Source organism: Kitasatospora sp. NPDC059646, assembly GCF_042734615.1.
Classification (GTDB): domain Bacteria; phylum Actinomycetota; class Actinomycetes; order Streptomycetales; family Streptomycetaceae; genus Kitasatospora.
In genome coordinates, this window is record NZ_JBHWDS010000067.1 from 1 (window position 1) to 16,260 (window position 16,260).

Below are 16,260 nucleotides of genomic sequence, written 5' to 3' on the forward strand. Positions count from 1 at the left end.
CGGTGGCACCTGCCACCGGCCGGGCGTTCGCCGTTCCGCCGGGGTGCGGTCAGGCGATCGAGAAGTCGTCGCCGTAGACGCTGCCCTGGCCGTACCAGCCGTGCAGGTAGACGGTGACGGTGCCGCTGGCGCCCGTGGTGAACGGGACGGTCAGCTTGGTCCAGGACGAGCCGTTGGCCCAGGACGAGGCGGTGGCGCCGCCGCTGACCCCGACGTACGAGTACGGGCCCTGGACCCAGGCGGTCAGGGTGTACGCGTGGTTCGGGGCGAGGGTCACGGTCTGCTCGCACTGGCCGGTGGTGCCGGCGGTCGGGACGACCTGGAGGGCCTTGGAGCCGCCGTGCACGGGGCTGCCGACGACCGCGCCGCCGCTCTGGCAGGTCCACGGGCCGAGGCTGCCGGTCTCGAAGTCGCCGTTGACCAGGCCGCCGGCCGGGGTGGTGCCGGTGACGGTCAGCGCGTAGGTCGCGGTGTGGGTCTTGCCCGCGCCGGTGCCGGTGACGGTCAGGGTGTAGGTGCCGGGGACGGTCGCCGCGGTGGTGGAGACGTTCAGCGTGGCGGAGCCGCCGGCGGTGACGGTGGCCGGGCTGACGGTGGCGGTGACGCCGGCCGGTGCGCCGGAGACGGTCAGGCCGACGGTCGCGGCGGCGCCGGAGGTGACGGCCGTGTTGACGGTGCTGCTGGTGGCGGAGCCGGCCTGCACGCTGCCCGCGCCGGAGGAGAGCGAGAGCGAGAAGTCGGAGGCGGTGGTGCCGCCGGTGACGGTCAGGGTGTAGGTCGCCGAGTGCGAGCCGCTCGCGCCGGTGCCGGTCACGGTCAGCGGGTAACTGCCGTTCGGCACGGCGGAGGTGGTGGAGACGTTCAGGGTGGCGGAGCCGCCGGCGGTCACCGTGGAGGAGCTCAGCGACACGGTCAGGCCGGCCACCGGGGTGCTGGCGACCGACAGGTTGACGGTCTGCGCGGAGCCGGAGGTGACGGCGGTGTTGACGGTGGTCGACGCGGACGCGCCGGCCGTGACCGAGCCGCTGGCCGGGTTCAGCGACACCGAGAAGTCGTTCGCCGGGACGGTGGTGCTGGTGAACTGCGAGAAGATGTGGCTGAAGTCCCACTTGTTCTGCGCGATGCCCGAGCAGTCGTCGCGGGCGCCGGTGCCGGGGCAGTTGCCGTTGTCGCGCTGCAGCGCCCAGAAGGACAGCGTGTTGATGCCCTTGGAGACGGCCCAGTTGTAGACCGCGGTGGCGTTGGCGACGGTGAAGGTCTCGGCGGCGCCGAAGTCGTCGATGCCGGGCATCTCGATGATGCCGACCATGCCCCACAGCTGGGCGGCGGTCTTGGTCGGGTACAGCTTCGCCAGCTGGTTGTAGAGGCCCTGCGCGGCGGTCTGGGTGTCCGCGGCCATGTCGTGCGGCTGGTTGTCGTAGTAGTCGAACGTCATCAGGTTGACGACGTCGATGCGCGCGTTGTTGGTGACGGCGTTCTTCAGCACCGCGAGGCCGCTGGAGGCCAGGCCGCCGGTGGTGGTCGGCAGGGTGTAACTGAACTGTATGTTGCGGCCGTTGGCGGCCGCCCAGTCCTGGACGATCTTGATCGCCTTGTTGCGGCGGTCGATGCCGGCGGTGTTGGTCAGCGAGTTGTCCTCGATGTCCAGGTCGATCCGGGAGACGTCGTAGGTGGTGATGACGTTCTCGAACTGCGCGGCGATCTGGTTGACGTCGGTGCACGAGTCGGCGATCTCGGTGCCCGTGTTGTCGGCGGTGTAGCCGCCGAAGGACGGGATCACGTCGCCGCCGTTGGCGCGGATGGTGGCGATGTCGGCGCCGAAGACCGAGTTGGACACCGGCATCGAGGTGTCGCCGTTCCACAGCGCGGTGCAGCTGCCCTTGGTGGCGGCCTGCAGGAAGGCCATGGTGAGGTGCTTGGCGCCGGACTGGGCGGACAGCGCGGCCGGGCTCTCGCCCGTCCAGGACTCGAAGTACGGGGCGAAGACGCGCTGGGGCAGCGGGGTGGCGGCCTGTGCGGGGGCGGAGATCAGCCCCAGCGAGGCGGCCGCCATCGCGCCCGTGGCGAGCAGCGCTTGGAGTGGTCGGTGAAGGCGCATCGAGGCTCCATCAGGCATGGGTGGACGCCCGCGTGCCGCTCAGCGGGCACGGGGCAGGGGATCGGCCTGGTACAGGGAGTGCCGGGGTGGTGCGGGGCGTTACGACAGCCCCGGCCGGTGGTCACACCCCCACGATGCGTTCCGGTCGGGAAAAACAACGCTCCCATGGTTGGTCTGGACCACTGATCTGTCAAGACTCGCAACTGTCCGTCCCACCAGGCGTCCTGACATGCCGTCGGCCCCGCCCCCGGAGGACCGGGTGCGGGGCCGACGGGCGGCGCGGGAGCGCCGGGGTCAGTTCAGCGCGTTGCTCTTCAGCCACTCCTTGGCGACCGCCGAGGGGTCCTCCTTGTCCACCGCGACGCGCTTCATCAGCGCCGTCAGCCCGGCGGTGTCGAGCTTCGCGGAGACGGCGTTCAGCGCGGCCGTCCCGGTGGCGTCCAGCCCGGCCCGGTTGACCAGCGGGGTGACGTTCTGCGAGCTGAACAGGTTCTTCGGGTCGCCCAGCGACACCAGCTTCAGCTGGACGATCTTCGGGTCGGTGGTGAACACGTTGCCGACCTGGACGGTGCCGTCCTTGAGCGCGTTGGCGGTGGTGTCGGCGGTCGGCTTCCACTCCTTGAAGGTCAGCCCGTACACGTCCTTGAACTGCTGCTCGCGCCGCGACTTGAACTCCGGCGGGCCGCCCACCACCAGGTCCTGCGACTTGCCGGCGAGGTCGGCGATCGACTTCAGGCCGAGCCGGTCGGCGGTGTCCTGGGTGACCGTGAGCGAGTCCTTGTCCTCGGCCGCCGCCGAGTCCAGGATGCCGAGGCCGGCCGGCAGCTTCGCCGCCAGCTCGGCGTTGACCGCGTCCTTGCCGGTCGCCGTCGACTTGGCGTCCAGGTACCCGAGCAGCGCGCCGTTGTACTCCGGCAGCACCGTCAGCGCCCCGGACTGCAACTGCGCGTACAGCACCTCCCGGCTGCCGATGTTGAACTTCTCCTCCACCTTCACGCCCTTGGCCTGCAACGCCTGCGAGTAGATCGACGCCAGCAGCACGTTCTCCGGGAAGTTCGCCGAGCCGACCACCACGGTCTTCCCGGAACCTGCCGCCCCGGCAGTGGTCTTCGCGGCCAGCGGGTCGCCCCCGCCGGAGGAGGAGCAGGCCGCCGCGCCGAGCATCAGCACGGCGGCGGCGACGGCGGTTCGGACCGGACGGGTCGTCATATGGAGTCCTTCGACAGTGCGGGGGAGCCCGCGGGTTCGTCAATGGGGACGGTGCGCGCCGCACGGGGCGACGCGTACCGGATGAGCAGGGCGAACAGCAGTTGGACGGCCACCGCGAGCAGCACCACGAGGAGCGCGCCGCCGACGGTGGTCGGGAAGTCGCGGGTGGCCAGGCCGTCGATGACGTACCGGCCGAGACCGCCGAGGCCCACGTACGCGGCGACCGTGGCGGTGGCGATCACCTGGACGGCCGCGGTGCGGGCGCCCGCGAGCAGGGTCGGCAGCGCGGCGGGCACGCACACCTGGAACAGCGTCTGGGGGTGCGTCAGGCCGATGCCGCGGGCGGCGTCCCGGACGTCCGGGTCGGTGCCGCGGACGCCCTCCGCGGCGGCCACCAGCAGCGACGGCGCGGCCAGCGCCGTCAGCGGCAGCAGCACCGCCGTGTCGCCGACCCCGGCGAGCAGCACGGCCAGGGTGACCAGGCCGAGGGTGGGCAGCGCCCGGGCGACGCCGGTCAGCGCGGTCACCAGGAACAGGCCGCGCCCGGTGTAGCCGATCAGCAGGCCCAGCGGCACCGCGAGCAGCACCGCCAGCGCCAGCGCCGTGGCGGAGAACGCCAGGTGCTCCAGCACCCGGTTCAGGATCGAGTCCGGCCCGGACCGGTGCGCCGGGTCGGTGAAGAAGGTGTTCAGCCAGCCGAGCCAGTTCACCGCGCCACCCCCGTCGCCCACGGCGCGAGCAGCCGGCGGGCCGCCACCAGCAGCAGGTCGCAGACCAGCGCCAGCAGCGCCACCAGCACGATGCCGGCCAGGATCGGGGTCGGGAAGGTCCGCTGGAAGCCGTCCACGAACAGGTAGCCGAGCCCGCCGCGGCCGACCAGCGCGCCGACCGCCGCCAGCGAGATCGACGACACCGCCGCCACCCGAAGACCCGCGATCAGGTACGGCACCGCAGCCGGGAGTTCGACCGCCGCCAGCCGGTGCCACGGCCCGTAGCCCATCGCGGTGGCCGCCTGCCGCACCGGCTCCGGCACCGCCCGCAGCCCGTCCACCGTGGTCGGCAGCAGCACCGCCAGCGCGTAGCAGGTCAGCGGCACCATCACGGTCTCCCGGGTGGCCAGGCCGGTGTACGGGATCAGCACCACGAACACCGCCAGCGACGGCAGCGCGTACACCACGTTGAACACCACCGCCACCGGCTGGTACAGCCGCGGGAAGCGCGTGCAGGCCAGGCCCAGCGGCACCGCCAGCAGCAGGCCGATCAGCACCGGGACCAGCGCGATCACCGCGTGATCGCCCGTCAGGCCGGCCAGGTAGCCCAGGTGGTCGCCCAGCCAGTGCCAGCGGACCAGCGGCTCACCGTCCAGCATGGTTCACCTGCGCCCCGTCGCCGGCCAGCGCCGCCACCACGGCGGCCCGGCTCGCGGTGCCGATCGCCCGGCCGTCCGCGTCCACCGCCACCGCGTGCCCGGACGGCGCGAGCACCGCCGCGTCCAGCGCCGCGCGCAGGGTGTCCCGGGCCGGGGCGAACACCGGCACCGGGTGGCGCCGGCCGTCGCGCAGCCAGTGCTCCGGGCGGCCGTCCTGGTCCAGCGTCAACTTCCAGTCCTCGTAGGCCGGTTCGAGCTTGGCGAGCGGGACGTCGGCGGCCGGGCGCAGGCCCAGGCCGCGCAGGCCCCGGTCGCGGCCCAGGAAGGCGGCCACGCCCGCGTCCGCCGGGGCGGTCAACAGGGTGTGCGGATCGGCGAGCTGGGCGATCTCGCCGTGTTCGCGCAGCACCACCACCCGGTCGCCGAGCCGCACCGCCTCCTCGATGTCGTGCGTCACGAACAGCACCGTCTTGCCCAGCTCGGCCTGGAGCCGCAGCAGTTCCTCCTGCAGGCCGGCGCGCACCAGCGGGTCGACCGCGCTGAACGGCTCGTCCATCAGCAGCACCGGCGGATCGGCCGCCAACGCCCGCGCCACGCCCACCCGTTGCTGCTGGCCGCCGGAGAGCTGCGCCGGATAGCGGCGGGCGGTCTCCGGCGGCAGGCCGACCAGCTCCAGCAGCTCCGCCGCCCGGGCCCGGGCGCGCTTGCGGTCCCAGCCCAGCAGGCGCGGCACCGTCGCCACGTTGTCGATCACCCGGCGGTGCGGGAACAGCCCGGCCTGCTGGATGACGTACCCGATGCCGCGCCGCAGCTGCGCCGCCGGCAGCCGGGCGACGTCCGTGCCGTCCAGCAGCACCCGGCCGCCGGTCGGCACCACCATCCGGTTCACCATCCGCAGGATGGTGGTCTTGCCGCACCCGGACGGGCCGACCAGCACCGTCGTCCGGCCCGCGGGCACGTCGAGGTCCAGGCCTCGGACGGCAACCGTGCCGTCGGGGTGGCGCTTGGCGGCGCCCTCGAATCTGATCACGGAAGTCCTAGCGCTGGACGAGCAAATTTTCGAACACTGATCTGAATACGTCTGTCCGGCTTCCCGCCCCGGTCTCACCGCAAACCTTGATCCACCGAACGGGTGGGCAGCCCGGCGGCGGCCCACGCCACGAACCCGCCGTCCAGGTCCGTCGCCCGGAACAGCCCCAACTCCCGCAGGGACGCGGCCGCGAGGGACGACGCGTAGCCCTCCGAGCAGACCACGATCCAGTGCACGTCGTACCCGGTCGCCTCGGCGATCCGGTGACTGCCCGTCGGATCGAGCCGCCACTCCAGCACGTTCCGTTCGATCACCAGCGCCCCCGGGATCTCACCCTCCCGGGCGCGCTGCGCCGCCGGGCGGATGTCCACCAGTCGGGCCCCGGCCGCCACCGCCGCCCGGGCCTGCTCCGGCCCCGGCCGGTCGACCCCCGCCCGGGCCCGCGCCACCAGCTGGTCCACCGTCGTCACCACTGCTCCGGCCCTTCCGTCGCGGTCCGCACCAGGCCGCCGGCCCGCAGCTCGTAGCGGGACATCTCGTTCAGCGGCGGCGAGTACGCGTGCAGCGTCACCGCCGGGCCCGGCGAGGTGTTGCGCACGTCGTGCAGGTACTGCGGCCCGAACGCCCGCTCGCTGCCGGACGGCAGCCGACGCACCGTCAGCCCGTGCTCCGGTCCCGCCAGCGCCAGCTCCTCCAGCTCGCCCAGCGCCACCGTGAACGCCCCGCGCGAGCCGCCGTGGTCGTGGAACCCGGTGGACTGACCCGGCAGCCAGCTGATCAGCCACACCTCGTAGTCCGCTGCCAGCTCCAGCCGTTCGTACCAGCGGTCCCCGGCGGACAGCCGGACCCGGTGCAGCCACCGGTCGGGCCGCTCGGCGAGATCGCGGACGATCCGGCGCAGCGCGTTCGGCGACAGCGGCGGGCGGGTCGGGGCGTCGAGGACGGGTTCGGCCGGGACGGTGGGCATGGGGCTCCTCCGGGAGTGCCGGGGCGGCCGTCGCCGAGCGCCGCACCGGCCGGCAAGCGGCGGGCGGCGGCAGGCGACCGGCCCCGGCGGGGCGGACGGGACGACGAGGGGGCGCGCCGCCGGACGGGCGGTGCGGGGGTGCGGCGGGAGGTCCGCGCGAAGGGCCCGGGGAGACTCACCGGGAGCGTGCGCGGGTCAGGCGGAGAGCGTCAACAGGCACACATGTCGCTCGCCTGGCGTCGCAGGTCGACGTGCAGGCGGCAGACCAGGAAGGTGCCGGGATTCATGCCGCCGATGCTTCACGACCCGGTGGCGGCGCGTCAAGTTCCGCCACGCCACCGTTCACCTGGTGGACGATCGCGTCTCGCTGCTCGGGAAGCCGCGCTCGGGAAGGCCGACGGCCCGCGCTCCGGGGAGAGCACGGGCCGCCGGAGTTCCGGAGGGCGGTTCAGTTGTCCTGGCCGGCGTTGTCGTCGGCCTGGGCGGCGGCGCTGTCCGCCGCGTCCACCTTCTGCTGCATCTGCTGGACCTGCGCGTCGTCCGGAGCCCCGCCGGACCCGGAGGCCGGCCCGCAGGCCGTCAGCAGGGCCGCCGAGGCCAGCGCGAGCGCCGCCAGGGCAGCGGCCGCGGCGGCCGGGCGGCGGGTCACTTGGCCGCCGCCGGGGCGCTCTTCGCGCACCAGTCCGCGACCGCCTTCAGGTCCGCCTTGCGCGCCTCCAGGGTCGGCACCAGGCCCCGGCGGACCGTCAGCCGGTCGTTCAGGTACTTCTCGATCTCCGCGTGGCCGGCCTTGTGCGCGTTGTCCACCCGCTGCTCCAGCCGCGCGATCGAGCCGCTCTCGGTCGCGTCCCCGTGCAGCCGGTTCAGCGCCTTGTCGATCCGCTCCTGGGTCTTCGGCAGCCGCTTGCAGATCGCCTTCGCCCCGTCGCCCTTCGGCGCCCCGCCGGCCGCCTCCGCGGGCCCCGCCGCCAGCAGCGCCCCCGCCAGTGCGAGCACCCCCGCCGCGGCGACCGTCCGGTTGATCCGCATGACTCTCCCCTTCCCGCTCGGTACCGGGCCGGACTGCTGCCCGGCCCCGAACGGACCGTACGGGCGCTTCTTGTGGAAACCCTGTGGGACGGGAGCTCAGCCCGCGGCGGCCGCCTCGAACAGGACCAGGGTGCCCAGGCTGCCCGGGGCGACGGAGTGCTCGACGCCCGCGCCGACCACGAACAGCTGCCCGGCCCGCACCTCGACCGGGACGCCGCCCGCGACCAGGCGCAGCACCCCGTCCAGCACCAGCAGCGCCTCCGGGGCGTCGTGGCGCTCCGGCGGCAGCGGGCGGCCGTCCATCCGCAGCACCTTCAGTGCGGCCGGGCCGGGCAGGCCGAGGGGGAGCGAACTCCAGGCCTGCGGAAGGGCGTCGGCGGTCTCGGCCAGGTCGATCGGTGTCATGGCAGCACTCCTCGCGGGCCGTCGTTCGGCCCGGTGGCGGTCGGTGGATGCGCCGACGCTACGCCGGATCGGGGCCGGGTTGGTCGACCGTTCGGCAAAATCCGTCGGCGGAAGCGTCCCGGTCGGGCGGCTGCGGGGCCGTCAGCCAGGTCCGCGGGGCGGGGAGTTGGCGACTGGTGCCGTCGTGGAGCAGCGGGAGGCGGATCTCCAGGCGGCAGCCCGGGCCGTCCGGGCGGGCCGTGGCGATGGCGGAACCCCGGTGCAGGGCGGCCTGTTGGGCGACCAGGGTGAGGCCCAGGCCGGAGCCGGGACTGTCCGGGCGGCGGTGGAAGCGGTGGAAGACGGCCGCCCGTTCGGCGGGCGGGATGCCCGGGCCGCGGTCGTCGACGGTGAGGCGGGCGGTGCCGCCGTCGACCCGCAGCCGGACGTCCACCTCGGCGGGACGGCCGGCCGTCCCGCCGTGCACGGCCGCGTTGGCCAGCAGGTTGTCGAGCATGATGCGCAGGCCCGCGTCCCAGCCGAACACGACGGCGCCGGGCGGGAGTTCGTGCCGGAAGACGGCCTCCGGGCGGCGCCGGGCGGCCTCCGCGACGGCGGCGTCCACCAGCTCCGCCAGTTCCACCGGACCGAACGCGGACACCTCGACCAGGTCGCCCCGGGCCAGCATCGACAGGGCGCCCAGCAGATCGACCGCACGGGCGTGGTCCTGCTGCAACTCGGCCAGGACCTCCGCGCGTTCCTCCTCCGGCAGGTCCGGGTGCGCCGACAGCACGTCCAGGTTGGTGCGCAGGCTCATCAGCGGGGTGCGCAGCTCGTGCGAGGCCGCGGAGGAGAACGAGCGCGCCGTGTCCAGCGCCTGGGCGGTGCGGGCCGCCTGCTCGTCGTAGCGAGACAGCAACAGCGCGATCGCGCCCGAGAGTTCGTCCACCTCGGCGGTGCCCGTGCGGGTGTGCGCGAACACCGCGTGGCCGGTGCGCGGGTCCAGCGCCGCCGCCCGGCGGCCCAGTCGGCGCAGCGGCAGGGTCGCGCGCTCGGCGAGCGCGAAGGCGATCAGCCCCGAGAGCGGCGCCGAGAGCAGCGCGACCAGCAGTACCCGCCGCCGCACCGCCCGCAGTTCGTCGGCCGGCGCGTCCGCCGGGGAGAGCACCCACAGTGTGCCGGTGGCCCCGCCGCCGGTCAGCTCCACCGTCAGGACCCGCCAGGCGGCACCGTTCCGGCGGACCGTCACCATGCCGTCGCCCGACGGCAGTTGGGCATCGTCCGGTTGTGAGCCCGCCGACAGCAGGACGGTGCCGTCCGCCGCCGCGACGCGGACGCCGGCGTCCAGCGCCGCGTCGAGGACCTTGCGCTGCTGGTTCTGCTCGGCCTTCGGCCGGCCCTTGGTGTCGGCCGTCAGCAGCGCCCGGGAAGCGGGCAGCAGCGCGGCGGCGCGGTCGTTGAGCCGGGCGTCCTGGCGGCGGTGCAGATCCGTGTCGACGAGCGGGAGGAGCAGGGCGGCGGCCGCCGCGACCAGCAGCGGCACCAGCAGGGCGGCGCCCAGCGCGATCCGGGTCGAGAGCTTCACCGTCCCTCACCCGCCGCGCCGTCGGGGGAGCGGAGGACGAAGCCGACGCCGCGCACGGTGTGGATCAGCCGGGGCCGGCCGGACGCCTCCAGCTTGCGGCGCAGGTAGGAGACGAAGGTGTCGACGGCGTCGCTGCGCACCTCGAAGTCGTAGCCCCAGACCCGGTCCAGCAGCAGTTCCCGGGAGAGCACGATGCCCGGATTGCGGGCGAACTGGGTGAGCAGCTCGAACTCCCGTCGGGTCAGCCGGAGTTCCTCGTCCGCCCAGAACGCCTGCCGGGTCTCCGGATTGATCCGCAACGGCCCCGCCCGCAGCAGGTCGGACGGCTGCGGCGGCCGGCGGCGCAACAGGGCGTGCAGGCGCAGCACCAGCTCCTCCAGTGCGAACGGCTTCACCAGGTAGTCGTCCGCGCCTGCCTGCAATCCCGCCACCCGGTCGGCGAGTTCGTCCAACGCGGACAGCATCAGCACCGGAGTGTCGTCGCCCCGGTCGCGCAGTGCCCGGCACACCTCGGTGCCGGCGAGGCCCGGCAGTCCGACATCGAGCACGAGCACGTCCGGCGGAGTGTCGGCGACGGCTGCGAGCGCCTCCGGCCCGTCCGCCGCGACGGCGACGGCGAAGCCGCTCAGCCGCAGCCCCCGCGACAGGCTCCGCCGGATCGCCGCGTCGTCGTCCACCACCAGCACCCGCCCGGCCACCCGGCCACCTCCGGCTCTCCTCGTCCGCCCTGTCGCGCGGGGACGACTGTGGCACAGCGAGATGAGAGCCGGCTCCCCGCGTCCGGCCTCCGCTGGCCCCCGGCGGCCGGCGCAGGGCAGGATGCGGCCATGACGACGACGGCGGGAGCCCCCGGAGCGGACGGCGAGGCGGCGGTGCGGGAGCTGCGGGAGCTCGCCCACGGGTGGATCGACGGCCAGTACGGCGACCCGGCCCGGTTGGTCGAGGCCGCCGCCCGGGCCGTGGCCGCCGGTGTCGACACGCCGGCGCTGCCGCTCCTCGCCGGGCTCCTGCGGGCCGAACTGGACCAGGTCCCGGAGCTGTTCCGGCAGGTGATGGACGAACTCGGCTTCGGTTTCCACCCGCCCGAGGACTACTGGCAGGGCCGCCTGGCGCTGGCCCGCTGGTACGCCGCCGAGGTGGTCGGCGGCTGGCTCGACCCCTGGGACGGCGCCGAACTCGTCATCGAGAACGTCGCCGAGGCCTACGGCGCGTCCGAGGAGCTGGCCCCCGTGGTGGACGCGGTGCGGGCCCTCCAGGACCCCGGCGGGCCGGACTACCCGTCCGACGTCTCCGCGCACCTGACCCGGGCCGCACGCGAACTGCTGGCCCGGATCCCCGCCTGACCGGCCGTCACGCCCGGTCGTGCCAGGCGAAGGCCGAGATGCGCCAGCCGTCCGGGGTGCGGACGAACTGGAAGGTCTTGGTGCCGGTGCCCTCGTAGGGCTCGCCGTCGAGGACGCCGGACTTGCGGTACTCGCCGATGCGGCAGGCGATGCCGTCGGCGATGTCGGTGTGCTCGCTGGTCTCCCACTCGTGGAAGTCGGTCAACCGGCCGTCGGAGAGCAGCAGTTCGCGGGGTGCGACGAACTCCTCGACGGTGTGGGCGAGGTAGCGCGGACCCGTCACCACGATGACGCCGCCGGGGAGCATCAGCCGGCGGAGGCGGTCGACGTCGGCCCGGCGGCCGTCGCGGTTGTCGAAGGCGGCGAAGAACTCGGCGGTGAGACGGTCGAGTTCGGCTTTCACGGTGGAGTGCGACATGGCCCGAACAGTAACATTGCACTGAGCGGGCGCGGGGCGGCAGGAGCCGGCGGATCGGCGGAGCTCGGGAAACTCGTTGCGGACGCCGGGCGCGGCCGTGAGAATCCGTCGCATGAGCTCTCTGATTCGCCACGTGACCATCGACAGCCTCGACGCCTACGCGCTCGGATCGTTCTGGGCGGAGGCGCTCGGCCAGCCCCTGCACGAGGACGACCACCCGGGCGACCCGGAGGCGCTGATCGAGGGCGCCGGCCTGCTGTTCGTGACGGTGCCGGAGGCGAAGACCGGCAAGAACCGCCTGCACTTCGACCTGCAGCCGCAGGACCGCACCCGCGACGAGGAGGTCACCCGGCTGCTCGGCATCGGCGCGGTGCTGGTGGACGACCGGCGCAGGGAGGACGGCACCGGCTGGGTCGTGCTCGCCGACATCGAGGGGAACGAGTTCTGCGTCGAGCGCAGCAAGGCCGAGCGCGAGGCCTGAGCATCCCCGCCCCGGGCTTCTCCGGGCGGCCCGAATCCTTTTCGGCCGCCGTCCCCTCTTACGGGCACACACCGGCGGACGGCCGCCGGACGGAACAGCTCGGAGGAGACCCCATGGTGCTGGCCATTGCCCTCGGCGCCGGCGCGGTGCTGATCTGCACCTGCACGTTCGTGCTCAAGTCGAAGCGGGGCAAGCGTGGTTGAGACGGCCTGGCCCGCCGAGGAGGTGATCGCCGCGGCCCGCTGCGGCGACCCGGACTCGATCGACGCCCTGGTGGCGGGCGCCCACCCGAAGGTGCGGCGGTTCGCCCACTCGCTGTGCGCCACGCCCGAGGACGCGGAGGACGCGGCCCAGGAGGCGCTGATCATCCTGTACCGGCGGATCGGCATGCTCCGGGCCACCGGCGCGCTCGCCTCCTGGCTGTTCCGGATCGTTCGCAACGAGTGCCTGCGGCGGGTCCGCGCCGTGCCCGCCGCGCCGCCGGCGCCCGCCGAGCCGGCCGACTCCGCCGAACAGGAGGCGCTGCGCCGGCTCGACACCGAGCGGGTCGCGGCGGCGATCGCGGCGCTGCCCGCCGACCAGCGGCGAGTGCTGATCATGCGCGACCTGCAGGGCCTGGGCGGCCGGGCGGTCGCGGAGGCGCTCGGGCTGAGCACCGCCGCGATGAAGTCCCGGCTGCACCGGGCCCGGGCCGCCGTCCGGGCCGAACTCGGGGGTCCGCGATGAGCGGACAGCAGGACTTCGCCAGCCCCACCCTGACGCGTCATCTGCTGCGCGGCGCCCTCGGCTTCGGCGCGATCGCCGCCGCGTTCGCCCTGTGGCCGCTGACCGGACCGGCCTCCCTGCTGCTGGCGCCGCTCGGACTGGTCGCCCTGCGCGGCTGCCCGATGTGCTGGGCGATCGGGCTGGCCCAGACCCTCTCCCGGGGGCGGCTGCGGCGCGAGTGCGAGGACGGGCAGTGCACGCTCAAGCGGGCCTGAAGCGGCGGGCGGTGCCCGCCCGAGCGGGCCCCGGCCGCGTCCGGTGCGAGTCCGGCACGGGCCGGGGCCGCGTCCGGCACGGGCCCGGAGCGGGAGTTGACGGGGGAGGGGCGGTGGTGGGGCGACGGCTGTGATCCGAGCGGCCCGGCTCCTGGACAGGTGGAGCCGGGCCCATGATCGGACCATCGGAGCGGATCGGCCGGGCGGGGGAACGGCCGCCGGTTCTGCACCGTCCGCGCGCGGACGTCCACCAGACTCGTCACGTCGATCGCCCCCGAGCGGCGGAGGAGCCAGCCGTCATGAGCCCAGCCGCCACCGGCCCAGCCACCGCGCAGCTCCGCTCCACCGGGCAACTCCCGTCCGGGGGACCGCTGTCCGAGCTGCTCGCCCGCACCCCCGCCCCGCCGCCGCACCCGCACGCCGACGCGCTGCGCGCCGAGCTCACCCACTGGCTGGCCGGCACCGGCGTCCTGGACGCGGCCGGCACCGCGCGGTTCCTCGACCGGGGCCACCTCGAACTCGCCGCCCGCTGCTGGGGCGACGTCCCCGCCGGGCCCGGCCTGCGGACCGCCGCCAAGTGGCTGCTGCTGGCCGGGATCCTCGACGACCACGTCGAGGACCGCCGGCCGGGCGACCCGACCGGCGCGGCCCGGCACACCATCGGCGCGCTGCACGCGCTGTTCGCCGGCGGCACGCCCACGGCCGCCCCGGGCCACGGGGCCGCGCTGGTGCGGGCGTTCGCAGCGCTCCGCCGCGACGGCGCGGCGCTCACCGGCCCCGACTGGGCGGTCCGCTGCGACGCCGACTTCCGCGCCCACCTGGACAGCTCGCTCGCCCGGCTGAGCGCCGACGGCACCGTCCCGACCGTCCCGCAGTACCTGACCCACCGGGAGCGCGACGGCGCGGCACGCTGCGCGGCCGGCTGGGTGGAACTCGCCCACGGCCTCGACCTGCCCGACCGCCTGCACCGCCACCCGCAGCTCACCGACCTGCTGACGCGCTTTCGGCACCTGGTCCGCTGGATCGACGACCTCGGAGCGGGCCGGACCGCCGCCTCCTCCGGCCGGACCCTGGTGCGCGCCCTGGAGGTCCACCGCGGACTGCCGCCGCGCACCGCCGCCGCCAGGGTCGCCGAGCTGTGCGCCGCCGAACTCACCACCCTGGAGTTCCTCGCCGACGGCATCGCCCGCGGCTCCCACTGGCCCACCCCCGTCCGCCGCCACGCCCGCGGACTGGTCCGCTACGCGCACGCGCTGATCCACTGGACGGCCGACCGCTGACCCGCCGTCAGGCCGCCTCGTCGAGCAGCAGCGCGAGCACGCCCACCAGCGTCGCGCTGCTGACCATCTCGCGCCGGGCCGCCAGGCCGCGCAGCTCCGCGAACGGGACCCAGGCGATCCGGTCGGACTCGTTCCGCTCGGTCGGCGGCCCGGTGAACTCCACCGGCTCGGCGCGGAACACGAAGTGCTCGGCGTCGGTGATGCCCGCGGCCGGCTGCGCGTAGATCAGCGGACGGACGTCCGAGACCCGCCAACCGGTCTCCTCCAGCGCCTCCCGGGCCGCCGCGGCCGCCGGGTCCTCGCCGGGCTCGACCAGGCCCATCGGCAGCTCCCACGCCCAGGTGTCGGTGATGAACCGGTGCCGCCACAGCATCAGCACCTCGCGGCGGTCGTTCACCACCGCCGCGACCGCCAGGCGGCGCAGCTTCACCACATGGTGCTCGAACCGCTGCCCGTCCGGCAGTTCGACGTCCGCGACCCACACGTTCAGCCACGGGTCCCGGTACACCGGACGCTCGCCGTGCACGGTCCACTTCATCCCGGCACCCCCTCCGGCCCCGGACGCTACCGCAGGAAGGCGTCGGGTGGCGGCCGGAACCGGACGGTCCCCGCCGGGCGTCCTGATCAGGGAGAGCACGACGGGGTTGGCCCTCGTGGCGCAGGGCAGGAGAGCGGCATGGGCATTGTCAGTTGGATCATCCTCGGGCTCCTCGCCGGAGCCGTCGCCAAGCTGCTGCTTCCCGGCAAGGACCCGGGCGGCATCGTCATCACCACACTGATCGGCATCGCCGGCTCGTTCATCGGCGGGTGGCTGTCCTCGAAGATCCTGCACAAGTCCATCACCGTGCACTTCTTCGACCTGCCGACCTGGATCTCCGCGATCGCGGGCGCGCTCGCGCTGCTGATCGTCTATCGCCTGCTGTTCGGCAGGTCGCGCGACTGACCCCCCGTCACTCCGATGCCCCGGCCCGCGCGGCCGGGGCATCCGTCGTCCCGCCTCGGAGCGCGGGCAGCGGCTCCTGCGCGGCCGACCAGCCGGCCGGGACGCCCGTCAGGCCGGTGCGGGCCGCGACCACGCCGCCGGCGATCGCGCAGGTGGTGTCCATGTCGCCCCAGCCCGTGAGGGTCTGCCAGAGCGCCTCGGGGAGGTCGTCCGGGTGCCCGGCGGCGGACCAGAGCGCGAACGGGACGGTGTCCTGCGCCGAGACCTGGAACCCCGAGCCGAGCACCACCGCGGCATGCCGGACGCTCGTCCCCGCCGGGAGCGCGGCGGCGATCCGCAGCCCGGAACGGACCTCGGACTCCGGCAGCAGCCCGGCCACCTCCCGCAGGAACTCCGCCCGGGGCGCCGCCGCCCCGCCGCGCGAGCGGACGGCCAGCGCCGCCGCCAGCGCCACCGCGCACGCCCCGGCCGCGGCCTCCGGGTGCGCGTGCGTCGCCGTCGCCGAACGGGCGGCCTGCTCGACGACGACCGCCAGGTCGTCCGCGAACCACGCCCCCAGCGGTGCGACCCGCATCGCCGCCCCGTTGCCGTGCGAGCCCTGCCCGCCGAACAGCGCCCGGGTGACGGCGAGATGGTCCTCGCCCGCGTGCACCGCGCGCATCACCCGGTGCATCGACGGCCCGTACTTGCGGTGCGGCGCCGCCGCGTACTCGGCGGCGAACTCCCGCGCCAGCGAAGCCGGTTCGACCTCGCCGCGGACACGCAGGTGCCGCGCCAGGACGAGCGCCATCGCGGTGTCGTCGGTCCAGTGCCACGGCCCCGGCCGGACCAGCCGGGCCGCGACGTCCGCCGACGCCTCGTCCACCGGGGGGTGGAACCAGCGATCCCCGAAGGAATCGCCCAGCGCCAGGCCGTGCAGGCTGTCGAGGGCGGGCGGCGGGACGGGGAACACGGCGACTCCTCGGGGAACGGTGGATGCCGCCGATTCTGGCGAGCCGGCGGGCGGCCCGTCGAACCGATTTCGGACCGGCGCGGGCGGACGGTCGCGGGCGAGCTCCGGACGGGTGCCACAGGCTGGTCCGGTGTCGTCCCCCCGGAACGGGGTTCGCTCGATCGTGGGCGATTCGCGCTGCCGATTCGCCCT

Annotated in this window: 21 protein-coding genes; 6 read left to right on the forward strand and 15 right to left on the reverse strand. The window is 74.7% G+C overall.

Features of this window, described 5'->3' with window-relative positions:
* Nucleotides 1–49: 49 nt before the first annotated feature.
* From ACFV1L_RS32325 to ACFV1L_RS32380, 12 genes are all read right to left on the reverse strand, one after another.
* Nucleotides 50–2,098, reverse strand: a complete 2,049-nt coding sequence (locus ACFV1L_RS32325) for a glycosyl hydrolase family 18 protein (protein ID WP_380372809.1) — start codon at nucleotides 2,096–2,098, stop codon at nucleotides 50–52.
* Nucleotides 2,099–2,392: 294 nt separating this feature from the next.
* Nucleotides 2,393–3,307: an ABC transporter substrate-binding protein gene (locus ACFV1L_RS32330; RefSeq protein ID WP_380372811.1), complete on the reverse strand. Its 915-nt coding sequence runs from the start codon at nucleotides 3,305–3,307 to the stop codon at nucleotides 2,393–2,395.
* Complete coding sequence (locus ACFV1L_RS32335) at nucleotides 3,304–4,017, reverse strand: ABC transporter permease (protein ID WP_380372814.1); 714 nt, start codon at nucleotides 4,015–4,017, stop codon at nucleotides 3,304–3,306. The genes ACFV1L_RS32330 and ACFV1L_RS32335 overlap by 4 nt, the downstream gene beginning before the upstream one ends.
* Nucleotides 4,014–4,676 (reverse strand): ABC transporter permease, encoded by a 663-nt coding sequence (locus ACFV1L_RS32340; protein ID WP_380372817.1) that lies wholly within the window; start codon nucleotides 4,674–4,676, stop codon nucleotides 4,014–4,016. Before ACFV1L_RS32340 ends, ACFV1L_RS32335 begins: the two co-directional genes overlap by 4 nt.
* Entirely contained in the window at nucleotides 4,663–5,706 is a 1,044-nt protein-coding gene (locus ACFV1L_RS32345) for an ABC transporter ATP-binding protein (RefSeq protein WP_380372819.1), read from the reverse strand. The genes ACFV1L_RS32340 and ACFV1L_RS32345 overlap by 14 nt, the downstream gene beginning before the upstream one ends.
* A gap of 74 nt (nucleotides 5,707–5,780) precedes the next feature.
* Entirely contained in the window at nucleotides 5,781–6,179 is a 399-nt protein-coding gene (locus ACFV1L_RS32350; RefSeq protein WP_380372821.1) for a rhodanese-like domain-containing protein, read from the reverse strand.
* Nucleotides 6,173–6,673 (reverse strand): cysteine dioxygenase, encoded by a 501-nt coding sequence (locus ACFV1L_RS32355; protein WP_380372823.1) that lies wholly within the window; start codon nucleotides 6,671–6,673, stop codon nucleotides 6,173–6,175. The genes ACFV1L_RS32350 and ACFV1L_RS32355 overlap by 7 nt, the downstream gene beginning before the upstream one ends.
* 448 nt (nucleotides 6,674–7,121) lie before the next feature.
* Nucleotides 7,122–7,322, reverse strand: coding sequence for a hypothetical protein (locus ACFV1L_RS32360; protein WP_380372826.1), 201 nt, complete (start codon nucleotides 7,320–7,322; stop codon nucleotides 7,122–7,124).
* Entirely contained in the window at nucleotides 7,319–7,702 is a 384-nt protein-coding gene (locus ACFV1L_RS32365; RefSeq protein WP_380372829.1) for a hypothetical protein, read from the reverse strand. The genes ACFV1L_RS32360 and ACFV1L_RS32365 overlap by 4 nt, the downstream gene beginning before the upstream one ends.
* A 96-nt stretch (nucleotides 7,703–7,798) precedes the next feature.
* Entirely contained in the window at nucleotides 7,799–8,107 is a 309-nt protein-coding gene (locus ACFV1L_RS32370) for a cupin domain-containing protein (protein WP_380372831.1), read from the reverse strand.
* 58 nt (nucleotides 8,108–8,165) lie between these two features.
* A complete protein-coding gene (locus ACFV1L_RS32375; RefSeq protein ID WP_380372833.1) occupies nucleotides 8,166–9,671 on the reverse strand; it encodes a sensor histidine kinase in 1,506 nt (501 codons plus the stop codon).
* Nucleotides 9,668–10,369, reverse strand: coding sequence for a response regulator transcription factor (locus ACFV1L_RS32380; protein WP_380372836.1), 702 nt, complete (start codon nucleotides 10,367–10,369; stop codon nucleotides 9,668–9,670). Before ACFV1L_RS32380 ends, ACFV1L_RS32375 begins: the two co-directional genes overlap by 4 nt.
* A gap of 129 nt (nucleotides 10,370–10,498) precedes the next feature.
* Here ACFV1L_RS32380 and ACFV1L_RS32385 point away from each other — a divergent pair, with 129 nt between their 5' ends.
* The gene (locus ACFV1L_RS32385; RefSeq protein WP_380372838.1) at nucleotides 10,499–11,014 is read left to right on the forward strand and encodes a hypothetical protein; all 516 of its coding nucleotides are present in this window, start codon (nucleotides 10,499–10,501) and stop codon (nucleotides 11,012–11,014) included.
* Between the two features lie 7 nt (nucleotides 11,015–11,021).
* Here the strand turns inward: ACFV1L_RS32385 and ACFV1L_RS32390 are convergent, their stop codons facing one another.
* Nucleotides 11,022–11,432, reverse strand: a complete 411-nt coding sequence (locus tag ACFV1L_RS32390; protein ID WP_380372841.1) for a DUF4440 domain-containing protein — start codon at nucleotides 11,430–11,432, stop codon at nucleotides 11,022–11,024.
* 112 nt (nucleotides 11,433–11,544) lie between these two features.
* Between ACFV1L_RS32390 and ACFV1L_RS32395 the strand changes: the two genes are divergently transcribed.
* The 4 genes from ACFV1L_RS32395 to ACFV1L_RS32410 all read left to right on the forward strand — a co-directional run bounded on the left by ACFV1L_RS32395 (nucleotide 11,545) and on the right by ACFV1L_RS32410 (nucleotide 14,173).
* Nucleotides 11,545–11,913: a VOC family protein gene (locus tag ACFV1L_RS32395; protein ID WP_380372842.1), complete on the forward strand. Its 369-nt coding sequence runs from the start codon at nucleotides 11,545–11,547 to the stop codon at nucleotides 11,911–11,913.
* A 195-nt stretch (nucleotides 11,914–12,108) separates the two neighbouring features.
* Nucleotides 12,109–12,639: an RNA polymerase sigma factor gene (locus ACFV1L_RS32400; RefSeq protein ID WP_380372845.1), complete on the forward strand. Its 531-nt coding sequence runs from the start codon at nucleotides 12,109–12,111 to the stop codon at nucleotides 12,637–12,639.
* The gene (locus tag ACFV1L_RS32405) at nucleotides 12,636–12,893 is read left to right on the forward strand and encodes a hypothetical protein (RefSeq protein WP_380372848.1); all 258 of its coding nucleotides are present in this window, start codon (nucleotides 12,636–12,638) and stop codon (nucleotides 12,891–12,893) included. The genes ACFV1L_RS32400 and ACFV1L_RS32405 overlap by 4 nt, the downstream gene beginning before the upstream one ends.
* Before the next feature lie 299 nt (nucleotides 12,894–13,192).
* Nucleotides 13,193–14,173 (forward strand): terpene synthase family protein, encoded by a 981-nt coding sequence (locus tag ACFV1L_RS32410; RefSeq protein ID WP_380372851.1) that lies wholly within the window; start codon nucleotides 13,193–13,195, stop codon nucleotides 14,171–14,173.
* A 7-nt stretch (nucleotides 14,174–14,180) separates the two neighbouring features.
* On the opposite strand, the gene ACFV1L_RS32415 is transcribed toward ACFV1L_RS32410, so the two are convergent.
* Nucleotides 14,181–14,711 (reverse strand): NUDIX domain-containing protein, encoded by a 531-nt coding sequence (locus tag ACFV1L_RS32415; protein WP_380372852.1) that lies wholly within the window; start codon nucleotides 14,709–14,711, stop codon nucleotides 14,181–14,183.
* A 138-nt stretch (nucleotides 14,712–14,849) separates the two neighbouring features.
* Between ACFV1L_RS32415 and ACFV1L_RS32420 the strand changes: the two genes are divergently transcribed.
* Entirely contained in the window at nucleotides 14,850–15,116 is a 267-nt protein-coding gene (locus ACFV1L_RS32420; protein ID WP_380372855.1) for a GlsB/YeaQ/YmgE family stress response membrane protein, read from the forward strand.
* Nucleotides 15,117–15,123: 7 nt separating this feature from the next.
* Here the strand turns inward: ACFV1L_RS32420 and ACFV1L_RS32425 are convergent, their stop codons facing one another.
* Complete coding sequence (locus ACFV1L_RS32425) at nucleotides 15,124–16,068, reverse strand: ADP-ribosylglycohydrolase family protein (RefSeq protein ID WP_380372858.1); 945 nt, start codon at nucleotides 16,066–16,068, stop codon at nucleotides 15,124–15,126.
* Between the last annotated feature and the right edge of the window lie 192 nt (nucleotides 16,069–16,260).

Coding starts and splice junctions, on each gene's coding strand:
- ACFV1L_RS32325 (WP_380372809.1), bottom strand. CDS start 2,098: ATGCGCCTTCACCGACCACTCCAAGCGCTGCTCGCCACGGGCGCGATG.
- ACFV1L_RS32330 (WP_380372811.1), bottom strand. CDS start 3,307: ATGACGACCCGTCCGGTCCGAACCGCCGTCGCCGCCGCCGTGCTGATG.
- ACFV1L_RS32340 (WP_380372817.1), bottom strand. CDS start 4,676: ATGCTGGACGGTGAGCCGCTGGTCCGCTGGCACTGGCTGGGCGACCAC.
- ACFV1L_RS32355 (WP_380372823.1), bottom strand. CDS start 6,673: ATGCCCACCGTCCCGGCCGAACCCGTCCTCGACGCCCCGACCCGCCCG.
- ACFV1L_RS32365 (WP_380372829.1), bottom strand. CDS start 7,702: ATGCGGATCAACCGGACGGTCGCCGCGGCGGGGGTGCTCGCACTGGCG.
- ACFV1L_RS32370 (WP_380372831.1), bottom strand. CDS start 8,107: ATGACACCGATCGACCTGGCCGAGACCGCCGACGCCCTTCCGCAGGCC.
- ACFV1L_RS32385 (WP_380372838.1), top strand. CDS start 10,499: ATGACGACGACGGCGGGAGCCCCCGGAGCGGACGGCGAGGCGGCGGTG.
- ACFV1L_RS32390 (WP_380372841.1), bottom strand. CDS start 11,432: ATGTCGCACTCCACCGTGAAAGCCGAACTCGACCGTCTCACCGCCGAG.
- ACFV1L_RS32395 (WP_380372842.1), top strand. CDS start 11,545: ATGAGCTCTCTGATTCGCCACGTGACCATCGACAGCCTCGACGCCTAC.
- ACFV1L_RS32405 (WP_380372848.1), top strand. CDS start 12,636: ATGAGCGGACAGCAGGACTTCGCCAGCCCCACCCTGACGCGTCATCTG.
- ACFV1L_RS32410 (WP_380372851.1), top strand. CDS start 13,193: ATGAGCCCAGCCGCCACCGGCCCAGCCACCGCGCAGCTCCGCTCCACC.
- ACFV1L_RS32415 (WP_380372852.1), bottom strand. CDS start 14,711: ATGAAGTGGACCGTGCACGGCGAGCGTCCGGTGTACCGGGACCCGTGG.
- ACFV1L_RS32420 (WP_380372855.1), top strand. CDS start 14,850: ATGGGCATTGTCAGTTGGATCATCCTCGGGCTCCTCGCCGGAGCCGTC.